This window comes from Streptomyces sp. NPDC002754 (assembly GCF_053592315.1).
In genome coordinates this window covers 199,678-221,462 of the sequence record NZ_JBSFVM010000010.1, presented here as the reverse complement: position 1 = coordinate 221,462, position 21,785 = coordinate 199,678, and the positions used below count along the sequence as shown (strand labels likewise).

Genomic DNA, 21,785 nt, shown 5'->3' with positions numbered 1-21,785 from the left:
CACACGGTGGTAGACGCGCGGTCAACAAGTCGTGCGGAGTCCTGCGCAAGGGATTGACGGGCTTGCTGACGCGCAGTCTCATAAGAATCGATACAGGCGTGACCGCTGGTAACCCGTACGACGAGGTGGGGACAGCCATGACGACCATGACGGAAGCCGACGCGCTCGCGGGACTGCGCGACGCGCTCGGTCTGCTCAAGGACCGGGAGCAGGTGGCCGAGCGGCTGCTCGCCTCCTCCGCCAAGCACTCCTTCGACCCGGACAAGGAGCTGGACTGGGACGCTCCCTTCGAGGAGGGCAAGTGGTTCTGGCCGCCCGAGCTGGTGTCCCTGTACGGCACGCCGCTGTGGAAGCGGATGGGCGAGGAACAGCGGATCCGGCTGTCGCAGCACGAGGCTGCGGCCCTGGCCTCGCTCGGCATCTGGTTCGAGCTGATCCTGATGCAGCTGCTCGTGCGGCACGTGTACGACAAGGCGGCGACGAGCGCGCACGTGCGCTACGCGCTGACCGAGATCGAGGACGAGTGCCGGCACTCGAAGATGTTCGCGCGGCTGATCTCGCGCGGGGACACGCCCTGGTACCCGGTGGGCCGCGCCCACCAGAACCTGGGCCGCCTCTTCAAGACCATCTCCACCACGCCCGGTTCGTTCACGGCGACGCTGCTCGGCGAGGAGGTCCTCGACTGGATGCAGCGCCTGACGTTCCCCGACGAGCGCGTGCAGACGCTGGTCCGCGGCGTGACGCGCATCCACGTCGTGGAGGAGGCACGCCATGTCCGGTACGCGCGCGAGGAGTTGCGGCGCCAGATGATGACGGCGCCGCGCTGGTCGCAGGAGTTCACGCGCGTCACATCGGGCGAGTTCGCCCGCGTCTTCTCCGTGGCGTTCATCAACCCCCAGGTGTACGAGAACGTGGGCCTGGACAAGCGGGAGGCCATGGCCCAGGTCAAGGCCAGCGGCCACCGCCGCGAGGTCATGCAGACCGGCGCCAAGCGCCTGACGGACTTCCTCGACGACATCGGCGTCCTGCGCGGCGTCGGCCGCCAGATGTGGCGGTCCTCGGGACTTCTGGCCTAGTCGGCGGGGTCGACGTGCCGGTTACGCTCGGAGGTATGACCTCGGCCACCGGTACGCCCGCCTACAAACGGCTCAGCGTCGAGGAGCGGCGGGCGCAGTTGCTCGAAGCGGCGCTGTCGTTGTTCGCGCACCGGGCTCCGGAAGACGTTTCGCTCGACGATGTGGCGGAGGCCGCCGGGGTGTCGCGGCCCCTCGTGTACCGCTACTTCCCGGGCGGCAAGCAGCAGTTGTACGAGGCCGCGCTGCGCTCCGCGGCCGACGACCTGGAGCAGTGCTTCGCCGAGCCCCCGGAGGGCCCGCTCACCGCGCGCCTGACCCGCGCGCTCGACCGTTACCTGGGCTTCGTCGACCAGCACGACATGGGCTTCGCGGCGCTGCTCCAGGGCGGCAGCGTGGCGGAGACCTCCCGTACGACGGCGATCGTGGACGGGGTGCGGCGGGCCGCGGCCGAGCACATCCTCAGCCACCTCGGCCAGGCGGCGCCGGGACCGCGCCTGCGGATGACCGTCCGCATGTGGATCACGGCGGTGGAGGCCGCCTCGCTGATCTGGCTCGACGAGGACAAGCAGCCACCGCTGGACGAGCTGCGGGACGGCCTCGTCGACCAGTTCCTGGCGGTCCTGACGGCGACGGCGGGCCGAGACCCGCAGACCGCGGACGTGGTGCGGTACGCGCTCGCGATGGAGTCACGGGAGGGCCTCGTGGGGGAACTGGCGCGGCGGGTGCTGCCGGTGGTGAGCGATGCGGCGCATCTGCTGTGAGCCGCTCCGCGTGACCGTTGCACTGGGCCCTGCGTGACACTGGTGGCGTGAAGAGCGAAGACATCCCCTTTGCCGGCGGGCCCCTCGACGGCCGGGTGCTGCCCGTGTTCGTGACCGCCACCGGGAATCCGCCCAAGGTGTACAAGGTGCCGGTGCCGGACGCCGGCGGGGGCCCGGACACCGTGCTCGTGTACGTGCGGGAGGCCACGCCCGGCGGGAAGCGGATGCGGCTCCTGGCGAAGTGGCGGTACGTGTTCGCGCCGGACGGGAAGGTCGAGCGGACCGTCAGGTGGCCGTGGTCGAGGAACCGGTCGCCGCAGGCGTAAAGGCGGCGCGCCGGGTGGGCACCGGACGGGTGGCCTGGTTGCGCCGAAGCGAGCAGCCCGGCGCGTGGGCGGCGCGCCTTTCTGTTCCTGTTGACGGTGTGGGGCACAGACGTTGTCCCGCACCGGAGGTGATCAGGTGTCAGGCAGGCTGGTGCGGTGGGCGTGCACGGCGGCCGTCACGGGGGCGCTGCTCACGCCGCTGCCCGCGAGCGCGGCCCCCGGCCCCGAGCCGCGTCCGGGACCCGGCGGGACGCGATCCGTCGCCGACCTCCTCACCGATCTCCAGGGCCTGTACCAGGACACCGAGGCGGCCACGGAGACGTACAACGCGACGGAGGAGGCGCTCAAGGAGCGCCGCAAAGCGGCGGACGGCCTCGCGAAGAAGCTGGCCGCCGCGCGGTCGTCGCTGCACAGCAGCCGCACCGACGCCGGGCGGCTCGCGCGCGAGCAGTACCAGGGGCGCAGCGAGTTCTCCCCGTACCTGCGCCTCCTCCTCGCGCGCGATCCGCAGCGGGCGCTCGACGAGGGTCATGTGGTGCGGCGGGCCGCGCGGGAGCGGCAGGCCACCGTGGAGCGGCTCACGGGCCGGGAGAAGAAGGCCGACGCGCTGGCTACGAAGGCGCGGGGCGCGCTGGACGAGCAGCTGCGGCTCGCGGACCGGCAGAAGAAGGAGCGGGACGCCGTGCAGGACCGGCTGAAGGAGGTCGAGGAGCTGCTCGCCTCCCTCACCGCCGACCAACTCGCCGATGTGGCACGCCTGGAGGCGGCGGGGACGTCGCGGGCGCAGCAGACGTTCATGGCGTCGGGGGCGCTCAGTTCGACGGGCAGGGCGCCGTCGAAGGCGGGTGACGAGGCGCTCTCCTACGCCGTCCGCCAGATCGGCAAGCCGTACGTCTGGGGCGCGGAGGGCCCCGACTCCTTCGACTGCTCGGGCCTCACGTCGCAGGCCTGGGCCCACGCCGGGCAGTTGATTCCGCGAACCTCACAGGAACAGTGGGCGTCCCTGCCACACATCCCCATGTCGGAGCTGCGCCCCGGCGACCTGGTCATCTACTTCCCCAAGGCCACGCACGTGGCGATGTACCTGGGCGAAGGCAAGGTGGTACAGGCCCCGCGCCCCGGCACCCGCGTCAAGGTCTCCCCCATCGCGGCGAACCCCCTCCTCGGAGCGGTCCGCCCGGACCCCGGGTCGTCACCGATGTCCGGCTACCGCGCCCCGACCCTGCCCGAGGGGGCAAAGGCCGGGGCCGGCACGGGGTACGGGGCGGCGGGTGCACCGACGGGTTGAGCCCCTGCGGCGGGTAAGCCATTCAAGCCCCTGCGGCGATTGAGCAGCGGGGTCCGGGGCGGAGCCCCGAGACCGCAACGCCGTCGCCCCGACACGCGGCACCGGAGGACCACCACCCGCAGACCCGCGGAGCGGTTACGCGCCCGTGAGCGAGTCCAGATACGCCCCCGTCTTCGCCGGGTCGTAGAAGAAGTTCTCGAAGTCGGACGGATCGTTGAACCCGTTCGCGAACCGGTCGGCCACCGGCTGGAACTGCATCCCCGCACCGATCAGGTTCAGAACATGCTCCGGCGGCGCCTGCAGCATCGTGTTCGTCCACTTCGTGACATGCTGCGCCGTCTCCCAGTACCGGTCGAACGCCGACCGCATCCAGTCCTCGTCGAACGGCTTGTCACCGTGCTCGACGATGGACGCGAGGTACGACGCCGCGCACTTGGAGGCCGAGTTGGAGCCCTGCCCCGTGATCGGGTCGTTCGCCACGACCACGTCCGCCACACCGAGCACCGCACCGCCGGAGGGCAACCGGCCGATGGGGTTGCGCACGGTCGGGGCGTAACGCCCGGCCAGCGTGCCGTTCGCGTCCGTCAGCTCGACCTTCGTGGCGCGCGCGTACTCCCACGGCGTGAACTTCTCCATCAGCTCCAGCGTCAGCGCGAGGTGCTCGGAGGGGTCCTTGACGCCCTTGAACGCATCCAGCGGACCGCCGGGGATGCCCTCCCAGAACAGGATGTCCGCGCGGCCGGAGGTGGTGAGCGTGGGCATCACGAAGAGTTCGCCGACGCCGGGCACCAGGTTGCAGCGCACCGCGTCGAAGTCCGGGTGCTCGGGGCGGACGCCCATCCCGTGGACGTAGGCGACGGCGAGGGCCCGCTGCGGCTCGGCGTACGGGGACCGCGACGCGTCCCGGCCGAACATCGAGACCAGCTCGCCCTTGCCCGCCGAGACCAGCACCAGGTCGTACGTACGCGAGAAGTAGTCGAGGTCGGAGACCGCCGCGCCGTGGATGACGAGCTGCCCGCCGCGCTGCGCGAACGTCTCCATCCAGCCGGCCATCTTCACGCGCTGGTCGACGGACTGCGCGAAGCCGTCGAGCCTGCCCACCCAGTCGATGGCGCGCTGCGTGGGGCCGGGGTCGTGCGAGCCCGGGGCGGCGACCGAGACGCCGAGGCCCTCGATCCGCGGGGCCTGCGACTCCCAGAAGTTGAGCTGGAGGTCACGCTCGTACTGGAGCGCCGTGTGGAACATGCACTGCGTCGACATGACCCGCCCGGAACGGATCTCGTCGGCGGTGCGGTTGGACATCAGGGTGACCTCGTACCCCTGGGTCTGCAGGCCGAGGGCGAGCTGGAGGCCGGACTGGCCGGCTCCCACGACGAGTATCTTCCGCGACATATGAGACTGCCTTAACTGCCGTAACTAGTGTGTGAGGGGCGGATCTTGACCACTGTGCGGGTCCGGTGCCGCCGTGCGGACACGGCGGCGCGCGACTACTCGGGGGTCGCGTCCAGGGCGTGGCCGACCAGCGTCAGGAGCGTCTCGACCGCCGCGATGCGGCGCCGCGCATCCATGATCAGCACCGGAACGTGCGGCGGCACGGTGAGCGCCTCCCGTACGTCGTCGGGCGCGAACTCCGTCGTACCGTCGAAGTGGTTGACCGCCACGACGTAGGGAAGTCCGCAGCTCTCGAAGTAGTCGAGCGCCGGGAAGCAGTCCTTCAGGCGGCGGGTGTCGGCGAGCACGACCGCGCCGATCGCGCCGCGCACCAGGTCGTCCCACATGAACCAGAACCGCTGCTGCCCCGGCGTGCCGAACAGGTACAGGACCAGGTCGTCGTCGAGCGTGATGCGGCCGAAGTCCATGGCGACCGTGGTCGTCGTCTTGCCCGGCGTCGCGGTGAGGTCGTCGGTCTCCTCGCTCGCCTGGGTCATCAGCGCCTCGGTCTCGAGGGGCTGGATCTCGGACACGGCGGAGACCAGGGTCGTCTTGCCGACGCCGAAGCCGCCCGCCACGATGATCTTCGTGGCGACGGGGGCCCGGGTCCTGTCGGTCTGCCAGGCCTGCAACTGCTCCTCTTCCATGGGCAGTTCGTCGAGCAGTTCAGAGGCGGCGGAGTCCACTCAACACCCTTTCGAGGAGTGCCCGGTCCGGCTGTCCGGGGCCGTGGCCTGTTCCGTATACACGGATCTTTCCCTGGTCGGCGAGGTCGCTGAGCAGCACGCGCACCACGCCGAGCGGCATCTTGAGCAGCGCGGCGATCTCCGCGACCGTGCGCATGCGACGGCACAGCGCGACGATGGCGCGCATCTCCGGCATGATGCCGGCGAGCCCGCCCTTCCCCAGCTCGGGACGGTCCTCAGGACCCTCGATCGCCGCGGTGCTGGAGATGAACGTCTCGACGAGCAGCACATGGCCGAAGCGGGTGCGGCCGCCGGTCAGCGAGTAGGGGCGGACGCGGGCGGGCCTGCGGTCGCCACCGCGCACGGGAAGCCTGCTCGCGCCGTACGCCCTGCTCGTTCCGTTCGTACTGTGTGCACTGCCTGAAGTGCCCGGGGTCATCGGGTGGCCTCCATCGACTGGCGCAGTTCGCTGCGGAGTTCGGGCGTCAGGACGTGCCCGGCACGGCCGACGAAGAGCGCCATGTGGTACGCGATGACGCCCATGTCGCAGTCCGCGGACGCGTGCACGCCGAGCAGGGAGCCGTCGCTGATCGACATGACGAAGAGGCTCCCCTCGTCCATCGCGACCATCGTCTGCTTGATGCCGCCGCCGTCCATCAGCTTGGCGGCGCCGATGGTCAGCGAACCGAGCCCGGCCACGATGGCCGCCAGGTCGGCGCTCGACCCTTTGGGTCCCGTGCTCGGGTCGTTCGCCGGGGCCGCGTCGTGCCGACCCGGGTCGGAGGAGAGCAGGAGCAGCCCGTCGGACGAGACGACCGCGATGGACTGCAGGCCTGGCACCTCCTCGACCAGGTCGGTCAGCAGCCAGTGCAGATTGCGTGCCTCGCTACTGAGACCGTTCATTCCCTTGGGTCCGTTGAGTGCAGGGGTGGGCGCAGTCAACTGCTTGCCTCCTCGGCTGTGTCCCCCTCGGATTCACTGCTACGTCCCGGGTTCTCGGCGAACTCCGCCGTCACGTCACGACGGCCCGCGGTGGCGCCGCGGTGGAACCCACCGAGCTTGCGGCGCAGCGCCTCCGCGTCCACGGAGCTGGCGCGCGGCTTCGGGGCGGAGGCGGGGGCGGCCACCTTCGGGGTGCGCTTGGGCAGCCCCTTGGCGGTGACGCGCTCGGCCGGCTCGGGCTCCGGCTCGGCCTCCCGTTCGGGCAGCTGGTCGGGCTGCTCGGGGTGTCCGGCGGGGCCGTCCTGCTCATCGCGGGGCGCGCGCGGGTGCGGCAGCTCGGCGACGGGTTCGGGGGTGGGCTCCGGCTCCGGCTCCGGCTCCGGCTCCGGGTCGACGGGCTCCGGCTCCGGCTTCGGCTCCGGCGGGACCGGTGTGCTCAGCTCCATGGTCGTTTCCGCGGGGGTCTCCGCGGGAGACTCCACGGGCGGCTCGACCACGTCGGCGGCCTCGACCACGTCGGCGGCCTCGACCGCGTCGGCCGACTCGCGCACGGCCTGCTCGGCCGCCTCGATCAGCGGGTCGCCGTACTCCGGAAGCTGCTGCTCCGGCTCCGTACGCCCGTACAGCTCATTGGAGTTGGCCTCCGCCTCGGAGCCCGCGAGGCGGACCGCGGGCGCGGCGCCGGGCACCAGGACGGCGGGCGGCACCGAGGCGGCGGGCGCGGAGGCGAAGAGCGAGGCGGGCAGCACGGCGACCGCCGCCACCCCGCCCTGCTTCTGCTCGCGCAGCCGTACGCGCACGCCGTGCCGCACCGCGAGCCGCGCGACGACGTAGAGGCCGAGCCCGAACCCGTCGACGTCCTCGGGGTCGTGCGCCTCCTCGACGGCGAAGGAGGAGAGCCGCGTGTTCAGCTCGCGCATCCGCTCGTCGGTCATCCCTATGCCCTCGTCCTGGACGGAGAGCATGACCGAGCCGCTCTCCAGGAGCCAGCCTGAGACCTCGACGGAGGCGTCCGGCGGCGAGAACGACGTGGCGTTCTCCAGGAGTTCGGCGATGAGGTGGCTGAGGTCGTCGGCGGCGAATCCGGCGATGTGGGCGTGCGGCGGCAGCGCGGCGATCCGCACCCGCTCGTAGCGCTCGATCTCGGAGACGGCGGCGCGCACCATGTCGACGAGCGCCACCGAGCCCCCGTGCTGCGGCCCGCGCTCGGTGCCCGCGAGGACGAGGAGGTTCTCGCTGTGCCGCCGCATGACGGTGGCGGAGTGGTCGAGCTTGTAGAGCGTGGCGAGCCGGTCCGGGTCCTGCTCGCGCTCCTCCAGGCCCTCGATGATGCCGAGTTGGCGCTCGACGAGCCCGAGGGTGCGCAGCGCCAGATTGACGAACGTCCCGTGGATCGAGTGCTTGACCCGGTCCAGCTTGCCGGCGGTGTCGCGGAGTTCGCCGCGCAGCCGGTCCCGCTCGTCGGCCATCCGCTGGCGCTCGCCGACGAGGTGCTTGCGGTCGGTCTCCAGGGTGCCGAGGCGTCCGTGCAGCCCGACGGCGTGCGCGTGCAGGGCGTTGATCGAGTCGACGACCTGGGCGAACTCGTCGTTGCGCCCCTTGTACTTGACCGGTTCCTGGACGGCGGGGTCGCCCGCGACGCGCGCGGAACCGATCCGCAGCGCGGCGAGCGGGTGGGTCAGCGAGCGGGCCGTCGCCATGGCCACGCCGACGGCGACGAGCAGGCAGAAACCGACGAGCGCGATCCTGATCTCGAGCGCCGTGACGTCGTCGTCGCGGAGCTGCTCCAGGCGCTTGACCCGCTGGTCCCCGAGCGCGGCCTCGGCGCCCCGCATGAGGTCGATCCGGGCGGTGAGGGCGGCCTCGACGCTCTTGGGGTTGTAGCGCAGCTCGGCCGCGCTGAGCGTCGGGGCGTCGGCGAGGTGCTTCAGGTACGTCTCGGCGCGGGCGGCGTCCGGGCCGGTGACCGTGGAGTCGTACGCACCGACGGCCGCGGTCGTCCCCGAGTCGTGGAAGTCGTCGAGCGCGGCCTGCTCGCGCACCCTGGCCCGCTGGCCGGCGGCGCTGAGCGCGTCGCGCTGCCCGTCGGCGGTGGAGGACTCGCCGACGACCGGCTCACGCAGCCCGGTGGCCGGGTTGACCTGAGTCGTCGTGGTGCGCGGCACGGCGAGCGCGGCGAGCAGCAGGCCGCGCGCGGCGGACGCCTGCTCGACGGCGCGGTCCAGGTCCGCGAGGGCGTACGCCCCGGAGCCGGCGCGCACGGGTATGCGCTCCGCCAGATCCTCTGCGCGCGCGTGCAGTTCACCGATGGAGCGCGAGTACGCGGTGTGCGCCTCCAGGGCGGAGCCCTTGCCGGTGAGGGCGGAGCGGCGCACGGCGGCGACGTCGTCGAGGGTGCGGCGCAGCGGGGCGGGCGCGTCCACGCGCAGCTCGTCGACCTGCCGGTCGACGCGGGCTCCGCGCTCCTCGCTCAGCCCCTGCCCCTTGGAGCGGCCGGCTGCGATGAACCGGGTGACCTCGTCCCGCTCGTCCGCGAGCGCGTGCGACAGGGCGAGCGAGCGCTGCGTCTGCTGGGCGTCGTCGACGAGGGTCTGCGACGTGCCCACGCGATCGGAGGCGCCGACGATCACCGGCGCCCCGGCACCGACGACAGCCGCGGCAACGACAGCCACCGCCACGATCAAGCGATTCCGGACGCGGGCGGGCTTGCCCTTCACCTTCGGCCCCGCCACATTCAGCCCCGCCGGCGAACCATCAAGCCCCGCCGGCGATTGGGTCGCGGGGTCCGGGGCAGAGCCCCGAGTCGTCGACCCCGGTGCGGCCGCAGCGTCCGGACCGCCCGGCCCAATGGCCCCATTACCGCCGGAGGTGTTCCCCACTGGTGCTCGCATTCCTGACTCGTCCTACAGCATGGGCCCGGGTGACGCTGCGTCAACACTCGTGACCCTCCTGGCCTGGCCCCTGACCCTCCCAGTGCCGGTGAGCAGGGGGCGCTCATCACCGAGCCCGCCACCCGAAGGAGTGAACATCGAGCGGGAGTTGGGGAGCAAGTTCCCGTGTGGCGATCACCCTCCGTCAACCGCGCGCCGGTTGGACGTCTTCGGCGGCCTTTGGCAGGATGCCCCGCCACACCACCGACGGAAGTGATCATTCCGCGCAATCCCGGCGCCCAGAGGGCCCCTTCGGGGCACTGCGCGATCCGCCCGGAATCCCCACCGGTCGAACCCGGCCCAACTCGTGGCGCGCCACCACCCCGTGATGGCACCTCATGCAGACTGACGGCATGCGCATCGAACTGACCACCGAGCCGGGCGCTACCGGACGACCCAACGAGGACTACGTATCGGTTGCCGCACCGGCCGCCGGGCACGGCGGTTCGCTCGTCGTGCTCGATGGGGTCACCCCTCCGGCCACCGACGCCGGCTGCCTGCACTCCGTGCCGTGGTTCACCGCCCGGCTCGGCGGCGCGCTGGCCGAACTGTCCGTTTCGCGGCGGGACATGAGCCTGGCCGACGCCCTCAGCGCGGCGATCACCCGGACCGCCGACGCCCATCGCGACACGTGTGACCTTTCTCACCCGCGTACTCCGCAGGCAACCATCGTGATCGCTCGCTGGGACGCGGAGCGGGTGGAGCATCTGGTGCTCTCCGACTCGGCGTTGCTCGTCGAGGCCCCCGACGGAGCGGTCACGCCGCTGCTCGACGACCGTCTCGACCGGGTCCCGCGCGCCAACCTCGTATCGAACGAGGTGGCCGACGCCACGGTGCGCAACAAGGAGGGCGGCTTCTTCACCGCCGCCGCGGATCCATCGGTCGCACGGCGCGCGGTGACCGGCACGCTCCCCCGGGCCGAGGTGCGGGCGCTCGCCGCGATGACCGACGGCGTGACGCGCTGGGTGGAGAAGTTCCGCGAGGGCGACTGGGCGGACCTGTTCACCCTCGTACGCAAGGAGGGCGCGGAGGCGGTGGTGTCCCGGGTCCGCGCCCTGGAGGACGCGGACGCGGAGACCCGCACGTACCTGCGCCGCAGCAAAACCCACGACGACGCGACCTTGGCTTACGTAGAGCTCGGTTAAGCCCCGCTCTTGTGACGAGAGCCCGCGGGGTCCGGGGCAGAGTCCCGCAACCGCAACGCCGGTGCGGCGCAATCTCTATTCGGCGCCCACATTCAACTGGTGCAACAACCGCGCCAACTCCGCCACCTCACGCCGATCCCACCCGTCCAGCTGCCGCACATACCGCATCCGCCGCGCATCCCGCACCTCCCCGAAGTGCTCGCGCCCGGACTCCGTGAGCGAGACCAGCCACGCCCGCCCGTCGGCGGGATCCGGCTCGCGGTCGACGAAGCCGAGCTCCTCCAGGGCCCTCAGCTGCCGGCTCATCGTCGCCTTGCCGACGCCGATGTACCCGGCGAGCTCGGTGGCCCGCTGCGCCCCGCACTCCTCCAGGCGCACCAGAAGCCCGTACGCGGCCGGCTCCAGGTCGGGGTGGACCTCGCGGGCCATCTCGCCGGAGTTGGCCCGGGCCCGGCGCAGGAAGACGGTCAACTCGCGTTCAAGAGCGAGGAACTCACCGTCCACAGCCGTCGGCACGGCCGCGGGTCGCGGTTCGGTTTCCGCGCTCCGTCGCCCGCCGCTTCCGTCTTCGCCCACGTCAGCACCCATGACCAGATTTTCCCCTACTTCCCGGGGGTTCCCGGGTCTGAAAGTTATCGCCCATCACGGGCATCACCGCAGTTCCACCAGTATTTCGCAGGAGTAGACCAACGGCACACACCGACCCCTCTTCCCACCCACGGGTCTACATGCGTAGAGTTTTTTCACTGCCCATTCGTGGCATGCACACACCATCTAGCGCACTGGCGCCACCGCACGTCACCCCACGTCGTTCTCGGAGGCCGCTCATGCCCGTGCAGAGACCTGTCCCCACCCGTCGCAGACGCCGCAGCCGCCTCGGAATCACCGGCACCCTGCTCGCGTCGCTCTCCCTCCTCCTCGCCCTGCCCGGCGCGGCGCAGGCCGCGGACACCCCCGCCCGGGGCGAGGCCCACATGGGCATGGGGGTCGCCGCACACGACGGCGTCGGCTCCCCGCCGCCCACCAACGGCACCAACGCCGTACAGACCGAAGGCGTCGACGTCTCCGGCCACCAGGGCAACGTGGCCTGGTCGACGCTCTGGAACAGCGGCGTGCGCTGGGCCTACACCAAGGCCACCGAAGGCACGTACTACACGAGCCCGTACTTCGCGCAGCAGTACAACGGCTCCTACAACGTGGGCATGGTCCGCGGCGCGTACCACTTCGCGACCCCGGACACCACGAACGGCGCCACACAGGCCAACTACTTCGTGGACCACGGAGGCGGCTGGTCCAAGGACGGCAAGACGCTGCCGGGTGCGCTGGACATCGAGTGGAACCCGTACGGGGCCTCCTGCTACGGCAAGTCGCAGTCCGCGATGGTGACGTGGATCCGGGACTTCGTGAACCAGTACAAGGCCCGCACGGGACGTGACGCCGTCATCTACACGGCGACCAGCTGGTGGACGGAGTGCACGGGCAACTCCAGCGCCTTCGCCGCCAACAACCCGCTGTGGATCGCCCGGTACGCCTCCACCGTGGGGACGCTCCCGGCCGGCTGGGGCTTCTACACGATGTGGCAGTACACCTCCACGGGCCCGACGGTCGGCGACCACAACAAATTCAACGGCGCCCTCGACCGCATAGTCGCCCTCGCCAACGGCTGACCCGCTTCAGCCCCGCATTTCAAGCCCCGCTGTCGGACGAGAGACAGCGGGGCCCTGGGCACAGCCCCGATCTTTTCCAGCCCCGCCGGCGATTGAGGCGCGGGGTCCGGGGCAGAGCCCCGCGTCCTCAACCCCGGTGCGGCTCAAGCGGCGATCGGCACCGACACATCCGCCGAGGCAGGCGCAAGCGCCAGCTCAAGAACCTGCCGCACATCGTTCACCGGGTGCACCTCCAACTTCTCCAGCACCTCCGCAGGTACATCGTCCAGATCCGCCTCATTCCGCTTCGGGATGACGACAGTCGTGATCCCGGCCCGATGCGCGGCCAGCAGCTTCTGCTTGAGGCCACCGATCGGCAGCACCCGCCCGGTCAGCGACACCTCACCGGTCATCGCCACATCCGTACGGACGAGCCGCCCGCTCAGCAGGGACGCCAGCGCCGTCGTCATCGTGACGCCGGCGCTCGGCCCGTCCTTGGGCACGGCGCCCGCCGGGAAGTGGATGTGCGCGCCGCGCTCCTTCAGGTCGGCGACGGGCAGCTCCAGTTCGGCGCCGTGCGAGCGCAGGAAGGAGAGCGCGATCTGCGCGCTTTCCTTCATCACGTCACCCAGCTGACCAGTCAGGGTCAGACCCGACGCGCCCGTCTCCGGGTCGGCGAGGGACGCCTCCACGAAGAGCACGTCGCCGCCCGCCCCGGTGACCGCGAGCCCCGTCGCCACGCCCGGCACGGACGTGCGCCGCTCGGCAGGATCCTGCGCCGACTCGGGCACGTGGTGCGGCCGCCCGATCAACCCACGCAGGTCACTCTCGCCAACCGTGAACGGCAGCTCCCGCTCACCCAGTTCGTGCTGCGCGGCCACCTTCCGCAGCACGCGCGTCACGGACCGCTCCAGGTTGCGTACGCCCGCCTCCCGCGTGTACTCACCGGCGAGCTTGCGCAGCGCGTCGTCGTCGATGGTGACCTCGTCGGCCGCGAGCCCCGCGCGGTCCAGCTGGCGCGGCATCAGGTGGTCGCGGGCGATGACGACCTTCTCGTCCTCGGTGTAGCCGTCGAGCCGGACCAGCTCCATACGGTCGAGGAGCGCCTCAGGAATGGCTTCCAGGACGTTCGCCGTCGCGAGGAACACGACATCGCTCAGGTCGAGTTCGACTTCCAGGTAGTGGTCCCTGAAGGTGTGGTTCTGCGCCGGGTCGAGCACTTCGAGCAGCGCCGCGGCTGGGTCGCCGCGGAAGTCGGAGCCCACCTTGTCGACCTCGTCGAGGAGGACCACCGGGTTCATCGACCCGGCCTCCTTGATGGCGCGCACGATGCGGCCGGGCAGCGCACCCACGTACGTACGCCGGTGGCCGCGGATCTCGGCCTCGTCCCGTACGCCGCCGAGGGCGACGCGGACGAACTTTCGGCCCATCGCGTGCGCGACGGACTCGCCGAGCGAGGTCTTGCCGACGCCGGGCGGACCGACGAGCGCGAGCACGGCGCCGCCACGCCGCCCGCCGACCACGCCGAGGCCGCGGTCCGCGCGGCGCTTGCGCACGGCCAGGTACTCGGTGATCCGCTCCTTCACGTCGTCCAGACCCGCATGCTCGGCGTCGAGGACGGTGCGGGCGCCCTGGATGTCGTACTCGTCCTCGGTCCGCTCGTTCCACGGAAGTTCGAGGACGGTGTCCAGCCAGGTGCGGATCCAGGAGCCCTCGGGCGACTGGTCGCTCGCCCGCTCCAGCTTCTCGACCTCCTTGAGCGCGGCCTCACGCACCGGCTCCGGGAGGTCGGCGGCCTCCACGCGCGTCCGGTAGTCGTCGGACTCCTCGCCGTCGTCCTTCTCTCCGTTCATCTCGCGCAGTTCCTTGCGGACGGCGTCGAGCTGGCGCCGCAGCAGGAACTCTCGCTGCTGCTTGTCGACGCCTTCCTGGACGTCCTTGGCGATGGACTCGGCGACGTCCTGCTCGGCGAGGTGGTCGCGCAGGTGCCCGGTCGCGAGCTTCAGGCGCTCCACCGGGTCGGCCGTTTCGAGCAGCTCGACCTTCTGGGCGGTGGTGAGGAACGGGGAGTAACCGGAGTTGTCGGCGAGCGCGGACACGTCGTCGATGGCCTGGACGCGGTCCACGACCTGCCAGGCGCCGCGCTTCTTCAGCCAGTTCGTGGCGAGCGCCTTGTACTCCTTGACGAGTTCGGTCACCGCACCCGGCAGCGGGTCGGGTACCTCCTCTTCCACGGTCAGGCCCTCCACCCACAGGGCGGCGCCGGGCCCGGTCGTGCCGGCGCCGATGCGCACGCGGCCGACGCCGCGGATCAGGGCGCCGGGGTCGCCGTCGGCGAGGCGGCCGACCTGCTCGACGGTGCCGAGCACGCCGGTGTTCGCGTACGTCCCGTCGACGCGTGGAACAAGCAGCACCTTCGGCTTGCTCGGTCCAGTACGCGCGGCGGCCTGTGCGGCCTCCACCGCGGCTCGTACGTCGGTGTCGCTGAGGTCCAGGGGCACCACCATTCCGGGCAGCACGACCTCGTCGTCGAGCGGCAGCACGGGCAGGGTGAGCGGTGTGGACGTCGATGCCATGATCTCCCCTTTGGCAGTCAAGTTGAGTTACATGGACTCAATGCTCGGCGGCGCCGAGATGTTCCGGCAGGAGCGTTCGCTGTCAGCGATCGCGACTGGGAGCGGTCGACCGGCCCCACGCCACGGGGCTCCGCCCCGGACCCCGCGCCTCAATCGCCGGCGGGGCTTGAATGAGTCACCCTCTGTGACGCGTGCCATGTGAGACGTGAGCCACAGAAACTCCCCGCGGGCCGCCCACCTCGTCGGCCACAATGGCGGTCATGACGACCCTGCACGACCCCGCTCCACCCGTCGTCCTCGATCGCCGCGAAGGCCCCTTCGGTGAGGTGGTCCTGCGCCGTCACGGCGACCTGCTCCAGATCATCGCCAACGGCACGTTTTTGATGGACACCTCCGACGGCCGCTCCGAACGGCGCCTCGTCGACTCGGCGCTCTCGGCCCGAGCCGCCCGAGCCGCCCCCGACGCCCGCGAGAAGCCGCACGTCCTCATCGGCGGCCTCGGCGTCGGCTTCTCCCTCGCGCACGCGGCCGCCGACCCGCGCTGGGGCGGCATCACGGTCGTCGAGCGGGAGCCCGCGATCATCGACTGGCATCGGAACGGCCCGCTGCGCGAGCTCTCCGCCGAGGCCCTCGCCGACCCCCGTACGGAAATCGTCGAGGCCGACCTCGTACGGCATCTGCACACGGCCACGGACACCTACGACGCGCTCTGCCTCGACATCGACAACGGTCCCGACTGGACCGTCACCGAGGACAACCACACCCTTTACGGACCCTCCGGCCTGGCCGCCTGCAAGGACCGACTCGACCCGGGTGGTGTTCTCGCCGTATGGTCCGCACAGCCGTCAGCAAATTTCGAAGAAACCTTGCGGAATGCCGGATTCCAGGCGGTGCGCACCGAAGAGATCCCGGTTGTCCGGGGCGTCCCTGACGTGGTGCACCTCGCACTGAGGCCCACGTAGCCGACCGGCGGTAACTCCCCGTACGCTGACGTCCGAAACCCGATCATTCAAGCGTCAAGCGCGTCACGACGGCGCGCACTCAGGGGCGGGGCGATGGAGCAGACACACACCTCCCACAACACCACCACGACGACTCAGGGAGCCCAGCGACGGGTCCTTGTCGTCGAGGACGATCCGACCATCGTCGATGCCATCGCCGCCCGACTGCGCGCCGAGGGATTCCTCGTGCAAACCGCGCAGGACGGTCCGGCGGCGGTGGACACGGCCGAGGCCTGGCAGCCCGACCTGCTGATCCTTGACATCATGCTGCCCGGGTTCGACGGGCTCGAAGTCTGCCGGCGCGTTCAGGCCCAGCGGCCTGTGCCGGTCATGATGCTCACGGCGCGCGACGATGAGACGGACATGTTGGTGGGGCTCGGCGTCGGTGCCGACGACTACATGACCAAACCGTTCTCCATGCGGGAACTGGCGGCGCGCGTGCACGTGCTACTGCGCCGTGTCGAGCGGGCGGCGCTCGCGGCCACGACGCCGCGCAGCGGCATCCTGCGGCTCGGCGAGCTGGAGGTCGACCACGCGCAGCGCCGCGTGCGGGTCAGGAGCGAGGACGTACACCTCACTCCCACCGAGTTCGACCTTCTCGTGTGCCTGGCGAACACGCCGCGCGCGGTCCTCTCCCGTGAGCAGCTGCTCGCCGAGGTGTGGGACTGGGCGGACGCCTCGGGCACCCGCACGGTCGACAGCCACATCAAGGCGCTGCGCCGGAAGATCGGCGCGGAGCGCATTCGTACCGTGCACGGCGTGGGCTACGCGCTGGAGACGCCGAACCCGTGAACGGTGGGGACCGGAACCTGGTACCGGGCGGGCGGCCGCACCGGCCGCCGTTCAACCCTCAGTGGGCGTCCGGCGGTCTGCGCCCCTTCTCCGTGAAGGCGAAGCTCGGCACGCTCGTCGTCGTCTCCGTCTTCATCACCACGGGCCTGCTCATGGTGGCGATGTACACGGCGACGGAGCTGCGCTTCATCACGGTGTTCTCGATCATCGCCACGCTGCTGATCACGCAGTTCGTGGCGCACTCGCTGACGGCTCCGCTCGACGAGATGAACACGGTCGCCCGGTTCATCTCCAACGGCGACTACTCGCGCCGGGTGCGCGGCGCGGGCCGGCGGGACGAGATCGGTGACCTCGCGGTCACCATCAACCGTATGGCCGACGAGCTGGCGGCCCAGGACCAGCAGCGCAAAGAGCTCGTGGCCAATGTCTCGCACGAGCTGCGCACGCCCATCGCGGGCCTGCGCGCGGTCCTGGAGAACGTCGTCGACGGCGTCATGGCCGCCGACCCCGAGACGATGCGCACGGCGCTCAAGCAGACGGAGCGGCTCGGCCGTCTCGTCGACACGCTGCTCGACCTGTCCCGCCTGGACAACGGTGTCGTGCCGCTGAAGTCGCGCCGCTTCGAGGTCTGGCCGTATCTGTCGGGCGTTCTGAAGGAGGCCAACATGGCGGTCTCCCAGCGCGCGGGCCTCGCCTCGGGCTCCGGCACCCATACGCGTACGGACGTCCATCTGCACCTCGACGTCTCGCCGCCCGAGCTGACGGCGAACGCGGACCCGGAGCGCATCCACCAGGTCGTCGCGAACCTCATCGACAACGCGGTGAAGCACTCGCCGCAGCACGGCCGCGTCACCGTGAGCGCCCGCCGCGGCCCCTACCCGGAGTCCCTCGAACTCGAGGTGCTCGACGAGGGCCCCGGCATCCCGCAGTCCGAGTGGCACAAGGTCTTCGAGCGCTTCAACCAAGGCGCAGCCACGGGCGACAAGGGCGACGGCGGCACGGGCCTCGGCCTCGCCATCGCCCGCTGGGCCGTGGAACTGCACGGCGGGCAGATCCGGGTGGCCGAATCCGCTCGGGGCTGCCGGATCAAGGTCACCCTTCCGGGAGAGCCCGGAACGCAAAGTTGACGTAGGGTTTCGGTCAGGCAAGGGTCAAGAGCGCGCCGGGCACACACGAACACGCCGGGCGCGCATCCGAACGTACCGAAACCCCGGTTGTTTCCCGCCATTTCCCGGCCCGAAACGCAACTTCCGATGTGACTTACGTGACGGATGACCGGCCCGGTCTGCAACTCCCGCCGATGGAGGCGTAGCCTTTATTCCCGCTGTCCATCACCTTGTGAGAAGCGGAAGAGGGCGGTTCACGCCGTGTCGCCACAGTCCCCCAGTAACTCGAGCATCTCCACCGAGACCGACCAAGCAGGGCAGGGTAAAAACCCTGCGTCCGCGTTCGGACCCAACGAGTGGCTCGTCGACGAGATCTATCAGCAGTACCTCCAGGACCCGAATTCGGTTGACCGAGCCTGGTGGGACTTCTTCGCCGACTACAAGCCAGGTGCCGCGGCCGCGGGGGCCGCGACGACCCCGAAGCCGGCCGAGAAGCCAGCGGCTCCGGCCGCCCCCGCAGCGCAGGCACCCGCCGCGCCCGCGAAGCCCGCCGCAGCCGCAGCTCCCGCACAGGCTGCCGCCGCTCCCGCGGAGCCCGCCGCTCCGGCCGCGCCCACCGCGCCGAAGCCGGCTGCTGCCGCCACCCCCGTACCGAAGAAGGCTGAAGAAGTGACGACCGAGGCCCCCACCGGCCCCGAGCTCGTGACGCTGCGCGGCCCCGCCGCCGCCGTCGCGAAGAACATGAACAAGTCCATCGAGGTCCCCACGGCGACGTCCGTGCGCGCGGTCCCGGTGAAGCTGCTGTTCGACAACCGCATCGTCATCAACAACCACCTGAAGCGCGCCCGCGGCGGGAAGATCTCCTTCACGCACCTCATCGGGTACGCCATGGTGCAGGCCATCAAGGCCATGCCGTCGATGAACTACTCCTTCGCGGAGAAGGACGGCAAGCCGACGCTGGTCAAGCCGGAGCACATCAACTTCGGTCTGGCCATCGACCTCGTGAAGCCGAACGGCGACCGCCAGCTGGTCGTCGCGGGCATCAAGAAGGCCGAGACGCTGAACTTCTTCGAGTTCTGGCAGGCCTACGAGGACATCGTCCGGCGCGCCCGTGACGGCAAGCTCGGCATGGACGACTTCGCCGGTGTCACGGTCTCCCTGACCAACCCCGGCGGCCTCGGCACCGTCCACTCGGTCCCGCGCCTGATGCCCGGGCAGTCGGTCATCATGGGCGTCGGCTCCATGGACTACCCGGCGGAGTTCCAGGGCACGAGCCAGGACACCCTCAACAAGCTCGGCATCTCGAAGGTCATGACGCTCACGTCGACCTACGACCACCGGGTCATCCAGGGCGCCGCCTCCGGCGAGTTCCTGCGCGTCGTCGCGAACCTGCTCCTCGGCGAGTCCGAGTTCTACGACGAGATCTTCAAGGCCCTGCGGATCCCCTACGAGCCGGTCCGCTGGCTCAAGGACATCGACGCCTCGCACGACGACGACGTCACCAAGGCCGCCCGCGTCTTCGAGCTGATCCACTCCTACCGGGTCCGCGGCCACGTCATGGCCGACACCGACCCGCTGGAGTACCAGCAGCGCAAGCACCCCGACCTGGACATCACCGAGCACGGGCTCACGCTGTGGGACCTGGAGCGCGAGTTCGCCGTCGGCGGCTTCGCCGGCAAGTCGATGATGAAGCTGCGCGACATCCTCGGCGTCCTGCGTGAGTCGTACTGCCGCACCACCGGCATCGAGTTCATGCACATCCAGGACCCGAAGCAGCGCAAGTGGCTGCAGGACCGGGTCGAGCGCGGCCACGCCAAGCCGGAGCGCGAGGAGCAGCTGCGCATCCTGCGCCGGCTGAACTCGGCGGAGGCCTTCGAGACCTTCCTGCAGACCAAGTACGTCGGTCAGAAGCGGTTCTCCCTGGAGGGCGGCGAGTCCGTCATCCCGCTGCTCGACGCGGTCATCGACTCCGCCGCCGAGAACCGTCTGGACGAGGTCGTCATCGGCATGGCCCACCGCGGCCGGCTGAACGTCCTGGCGAACATCGTCGGCAAGTCGTACGCGCAGATCTTCCGGGAGTTCGAGGGCAACCTCGACCCGAAGTCGATGCACGGCTCCGGCGACGTGAAGTACCACCTGGGCGCCCAGGGCACCTTCACCGGCCTGGACGGCGAGCAGATCAACGTCTCGCTGGCCGCCAACCCGTCCCACCTGGAGACGGTCGACCCGGTCATCGAGGGCATCGTCCGCGCCAAGCAGGACATCATCAACAAGGGCGGCACGGACTTCACGGTCCTGCCCGTCGCCCTGCACGGTGACGCGGCCTTCGCGGGCCAGGGTGTGGTCGCCGAGACGCTCAACATGTCGCAGCTGCGCGGCTACCGCACGGGCGGCACGGTCCACATCGTCATCAACAACCAGGTCGGCTTCACCGCCGCCCCGGAGTCGTCGCGTTCGTCGATGTACGCGACGGACGTGGCGCGGATGATCGAGGCCCCGATCTTCCACGTGAACGGCGACGACCCCGAGGCCGTCGTCCGCGTCGCACGCCTCGCGTTCGAATTCCGCCAGGCGTTCAACAAGGACGTCGTCATCGACCTCATCTGCTACCGCCGCCGCGGTCACAACGAGTCGGACAACCCGGCGTTCACGCAGCCGCTGATGTACGACCTGATCGACAAGAAGCGCTCGGTGCGCAAGCTCTACACCGAGTCCCTCATCGGTCGCGGCGACATCACCCTGGAAGAGGCCGAGCAGGCGCTTCAGGACTTCCAGGGCCAGCTGGAGAAGGTCTTCACCGAGGTCCGCGAGGCCGTCTCGCACCCGGCCGCGGCCGAGGTCCCGGACCCGCAGGCCGAGTTCCCGGTGGCCGTGCAGACGGCGATCTCCCAGGAGGTCGTCAAGCGCATCGCCGAGTCCCAGGTGAACATCCCGGACAACGTCACGGTGCACCCGCGTCTGCTGCCGCAGCTGCAGCGCCGCGCGTCGATGATCGAGGACGGGACGATCGACTGGGGCATGGGCGAGACCCTCGCCCTCGGCTCGCTGCTCCTGGAGGGCACGCCGGTCCGGCTGTCGGGCCAGGACTCGCGCCGCGGCACCTTCGGCCAGCGCCACGCGGTCCTCATCGACAACAAGACGGGCGAGGACTTCACCCCGCTCCTCTACCTGTCGCCGGAGCAGGCCCGCTACAACGTCTACGACTCGCTGCTCTCCGAGTACGCGGTCATGGGCTTCGAGTACGGCTACTCGCTGGCGCGCCCCGAGTCCCTCGTCCTGTGGGAAGCGCAGTTCGGTGACTTCGTCAACGGCGCGCAGACCATCGTCGACGAGTACATCTCGGCCGCCGAGCAGAAGTGGGGCCAGACGTCCGGCGTCACCCTCCTCCTCCCTCACGGCTACGAGGGCCAGGGCCCGGACCACTCGTCCGCGCGCGTGGAGCGCTTCCTCCAGCTCTGCGCTCAGAACAACATGACGGTCGCCATGCCGACCCTCCCGTCCAACTACTTCCACCTCCTGCGGTGGCAGGTGCACAACCCGCACCACAAGCCGCTGGTGGTCTTCACGCCGAAGTCGATGCTGCGCCTCAAGGCCGCCGCGTCGAAGGTGGACGAGTTCACGACGGGCGGCTTCCGTCCGGTCATCGGCGACACCGAGGTCGACTCGGGTGCGACGGACCCGAAGGCGATCAAGAAGGTCGTCTTCGTGGCGGGCAAGCTGTACTACGACCTCGAGGCAGAGCGGAAGAAGAGCGGCGTCACCGACACCGCGATCATCCGCGTGGAGCGCCTGTTCCCGCTGCCGGGTGCCGAGCTCCAGGCCGAGATCGCCAAGTTCCCGAACGCCGAGAAGTACCTCTGGGCGCAGGAGGAGCCGGCGAACCAGGGTGCCTGGCCGTTCATCGCGCTCAACCTGATCGACCACCTGGACCTGGCCGTCGGCGCCGACATCCCGGGCGCCGAGCGTCTGCGCCGCATCTCGCGGCCGCACGGCTCGTCCCCGGCGGTCGGCTCGGCCAAGCGGCACCAGGCGGAGCAGGAGCAGTTGGTGCGTGAGGTGTTCGAGGCGTAGGTCTCGAC

At 70.5% G+C, this 21,785-nt stretch carries 17 protein-coding genes; 10 read left to right on the top strand and 7 right to left on the bottom strand.

All coding sequences use genetic code 11. The features are described from left to right. The first annotated feature begins 137 nt into the window (after positions 1-137). From ACWD2L_RS22240 to ACWD2L_RS22225, 4 genes are all read left to right on the top strand, one after another. Entirely contained in the window at positions 138-1,076 is a 939-nt protein-coding gene (locus ACWD2L_RS22240; RefSeq protein ID WP_351336623.1) for an AurF N-oxygenase family protein, read from the top strand. Between the two features lie 35 nt (positions 1,077-1,111). Continuing rightward, positions 1,112-1,837, top strand: coding sequence for a TetR/AcrR family transcriptional regulator (locus ACWD2L_RS22235; protein ID WP_351336620.1), 726 nt, complete (start codon positions 1,112-1,114; stop codon positions 1,835-1,837). Positions 1,838-1,884: 47 nt separating this feature from the next. Next, positions 1,885-2,163, top strand: a complete 279-nt coding sequence (locus ACWD2L_RS22230) for a hypothetical protein (RefSeq protein ID WP_351336618.1) — start codon at positions 1,885-1,887, stop codon at positions 2,161-2,163. A gap of 136 nt (positions 2,164-2,299) precedes the next feature. Then, on the top strand, positions 2,300-3,451 hold the full coding sequence (locus ACWD2L_RS22225; protein WP_351336615.1) for a C40 family peptidase: 1,152 nt from the start codon (positions 2,300-2,302) through the stop codon (positions 3,449-3,451). Between the two features lie 135 nt (positions 3,452-3,586). On the opposite strand, the gene ACWD2L_RS22220 is transcribed toward ACWD2L_RS22225, so the two are convergent. The 5 genes from ACWD2L_RS22220 to ACWD2L_RS22200 all read right to left on the bottom strand — a co-directional run bounded on the left by ACWD2L_RS22220 (position 3,587) and on the right by ACWD2L_RS22200 (position 9,401). Beyond that, positions 3,587-4,843, bottom strand: coding sequence for a styrene monooxygenase/indole monooxygenase family protein (locus ACWD2L_RS22220; protein ID WP_351336612.1), 1,257 nt, complete (start codon positions 4,841-4,843; stop codon positions 3,587-3,589). Between the two features lie 95 nt (positions 4,844-4,938). Then, positions 4,939-5,529: a GTP-binding protein gene (locus tag ACWD2L_RS22215; RefSeq protein ID WP_351336719.1), complete on the bottom strand. Its 591-nt coding sequence runs from the start codon at positions 5,527-5,529 to the stop codon at positions 4,939-4,941. 19 nt (positions 5,530-5,548) lie between these two features. Beyond that, positions 5,549-6,007 carry a DUF742 domain-containing protein gene (locus ACWD2L_RS22210; protein WP_351336609.1) on the bottom strand — a complete coding sequence of 153 codons (459 nt, stop codon included), beginning with the start codon at positions 6,005-6,007 and terminating at the stop codon, positions 5,549-5,551. Further along, positions 6,004-6,471: a roadblock/LC7 domain-containing protein gene (locus ACWD2L_RS22205; RefSeq protein ID WP_351336606.1), complete on the bottom strand. Its 468-nt coding sequence runs from the start codon at positions 6,469-6,471 to the stop codon at positions 6,004-6,006. Before ACWD2L_RS22205 ends, ACWD2L_RS22210 begins: the two co-directional genes overlap by 4 nt. 35 nt (positions 6,472-6,506) lie before the next feature. Further along, the gene (locus tag ACWD2L_RS22200; protein ID WP_451190622.1) at positions 6,507-9,401 is read right to left on the bottom strand and encodes a nitrate- and nitrite sensing domain-containing protein; all 2,895 of its coding nucleotides are present in this window, start codon (positions 9,399-9,401) and stop codon (positions 6,507-6,509) included. A gap of 392 nt (positions 9,402-9,793) precedes the next feature. On the opposite strand from ACWD2L_RS22200, the gene ACWD2L_RS22195 reads away from it, so the two are divergent. After that, complete coding sequence (locus ACWD2L_RS22195) at positions 9,794-10,585, top strand: protein phosphatase 2C domain-containing protein (RefSeq protein ID WP_351336600.1); 792 nt, start codon at positions 9,794-9,796, stop codon at positions 10,583-10,585. Between the two features lie 75 nt (positions 10,586-10,660). Here the strand turns inward: ACWD2L_RS22195 and ACWD2L_RS22190 are convergent, their stop codons facing one another. Beyond that, the gene (locus tag ACWD2L_RS22190) at positions 10,661-11,161 is read right to left on the bottom strand and encodes a MarR family winged helix-turn-helix transcriptional regulator (RefSeq protein ID WP_351336716.1); all 501 of its coding nucleotides are present in this window, start codon (positions 11,159-11,161) and stop codon (positions 10,661-10,663) included. A 251-nt stretch (positions 11,162-11,412) separates the two neighbouring features. On the opposite strand from ACWD2L_RS22190, the gene ACWD2L_RS22185 reads away from it, so the two are divergent. Further along, a complete protein-coding gene (locus tag ACWD2L_RS22185; protein ID WP_351336598.1) occupies positions 11,413-12,252 on the top strand; it encodes a lysozyme in 840 nt (279 codons plus the stop codon). A gap of 143 nt (positions 12,253-12,395) precedes the next feature. On the opposite strand, the gene lon is transcribed toward ACWD2L_RS22185, so the two are convergent. Beyond that, positions 12,396-14,807 carry an endopeptidase La gene (lon, locus tag ACWD2L_RS22180; protein WP_351336595.1) on the bottom strand — a complete coding sequence of 804 codons (2,412 nt, stop codon included), beginning with the start codon at positions 14,805-14,807 and terminating at the stop codon, positions 12,396-12,398. Positions 14,808-15,067: 260 nt separating this feature from the next. Here lon and ACWD2L_RS22175 point away from each other — a divergent pair, with 260 nt between their 5' ends. From ACWD2L_RS22175 to ACWD2L_RS22160, 4 genes are all read left to right on the top strand, one after another. After that, entirely contained in the window at positions 15,068-15,769 is a 702-nt protein-coding gene (locus tag ACWD2L_RS22175) for a spermidine synthase family protein (RefSeq protein WP_351336592.1), read from the top strand. A gap of 93 nt (positions 15,770-15,862) precedes the next feature. Beyond that, positions 15,863-16,600 carry a response regulator transcription factor gene (locus ACWD2L_RS22170; protein ID WP_351336590.1) on the top strand — a complete coding sequence of 246 codons (738 nt, stop codon included), beginning with the start codon at positions 15,863-15,865 and terminating at the stop codon, positions 16,598-16,600. A 17-nt stretch (positions 16,601-16,617) separates the two neighbouring features. Beyond that, positions 16,618-17,727: a HAMP domain-containing sensor histidine kinase gene (locus tag ACWD2L_RS22165; protein WP_451190664.1), complete on the top strand. Its 1,110-nt coding sequence runs from the start codon at positions 16,618-16,620 to the stop codon at positions 17,725-17,727. 240 nt (positions 17,728-17,967) lie between these two features. Continuing rightward, positions 17,968-21,777: a multifunctional oxoglutarate decarboxylase/oxoglutarate dehydrogenase thiamine pyrophosphate-binding subunit/dihydrolipoyllysine-residue succinyltransferase subunit gene (locus tag ACWD2L_RS22160; RefSeq protein ID WP_351336587.1), complete on the top strand. Its 3,810-nt coding sequence runs from the start codon at positions 17,968-17,970 to the stop codon at positions 21,775-21,777. Positions 21,778-21,785: the final 8 nt, after the last annotated feature.

What these genes read in the sequence shown, in the direction of transcription:
- ACWD2L_RS22215 (WP_351336719.1), bottom strand. Translation starts at nt 5,529, where the DNA reads ATGGAAGAGGAGCAGTTGCAGGCCTGGCAGACCGACAGGACCCGGGCC.
- lon (WP_351336595.1), bottom strand. Translation starts at nt 14,807, where the DNA reads ATGGCATCGACGTCCACACCGCTCACCCTGCCCGTGCTGCCGCTCGAC.
- ACWD2L_RS22200 (WP_451190622.1), bottom strand. Translation starts at nt 9,401, where the DNA reads ATGCGAGCACCAGTGGGGAACACCTCCGGCGGTAATGGGGCCATTGGG.
- ACWD2L_RS22185 (WP_351336598.1), top strand. Translation starts at nt 11,413, where the DNA reads ATGCCCGTGCAGAGACCTGTCCCCACCCGTCGCAGACGCCGCAGCCGC.
- ACWD2L_RS22195 (WP_351336600.1), top strand. Translation starts at nt 9,794, where the DNA reads ATGCGCATCGAACTGACCACCGAGCCGGGCGCTACCGGACGACCCAAC.
- ACWD2L_RS22210 (WP_351336609.1), bottom strand. Translation starts at nt 6,007, where the DNA reads ATGACCCCGGGCACTTCAGGCAGTGCACACAGTACGAACGGAACGAGC.
- ACWD2L_RS22175 (WP_351336592.1), top strand. Translation starts at nt 15,068, where the DNA reads ATGACGACCCTGCACGACCCCGCTCCACCCGTCGTCCTCGATCGCCGC.
- ACWD2L_RS22240 (WP_351336623.1), top strand. Translation starts at nt 138, where the DNA reads ATGACGACCATGACGGAAGCCGACGCGCTCGCGGGACTGCGCGACGCG.
- ACWD2L_RS22205 (WP_351336606.1), bottom strand. Translation starts at nt 6,471, where the DNA reads ATGAACGGTCTCAGTAGCGAGGCACGCAATCTGCACTGGCTGCTGACC.
- ACWD2L_RS22170 (WP_351336590.1), top strand. Translation starts at nt 15,863, where the DNA reads ATGGAGCAGACACACACCTCCCACAACACCACCACGACGACTCAGGGA.
- ACWD2L_RS22235 (WP_351336620.1), top strand. Translation starts at nt 1,112, where the DNA reads ATGACCTCGGCCACCGGTACGCCCGCCTACAAACGGCTCAGCGTCGAG.
- ACWD2L_RS22220 (WP_351336612.1), bottom strand. Translation starts at nt 4,843, where the DNA reads ATGTCGCGGAAGATACTCGTCGTGGGAGCCGGCCAGTCCGGCCTCCAG.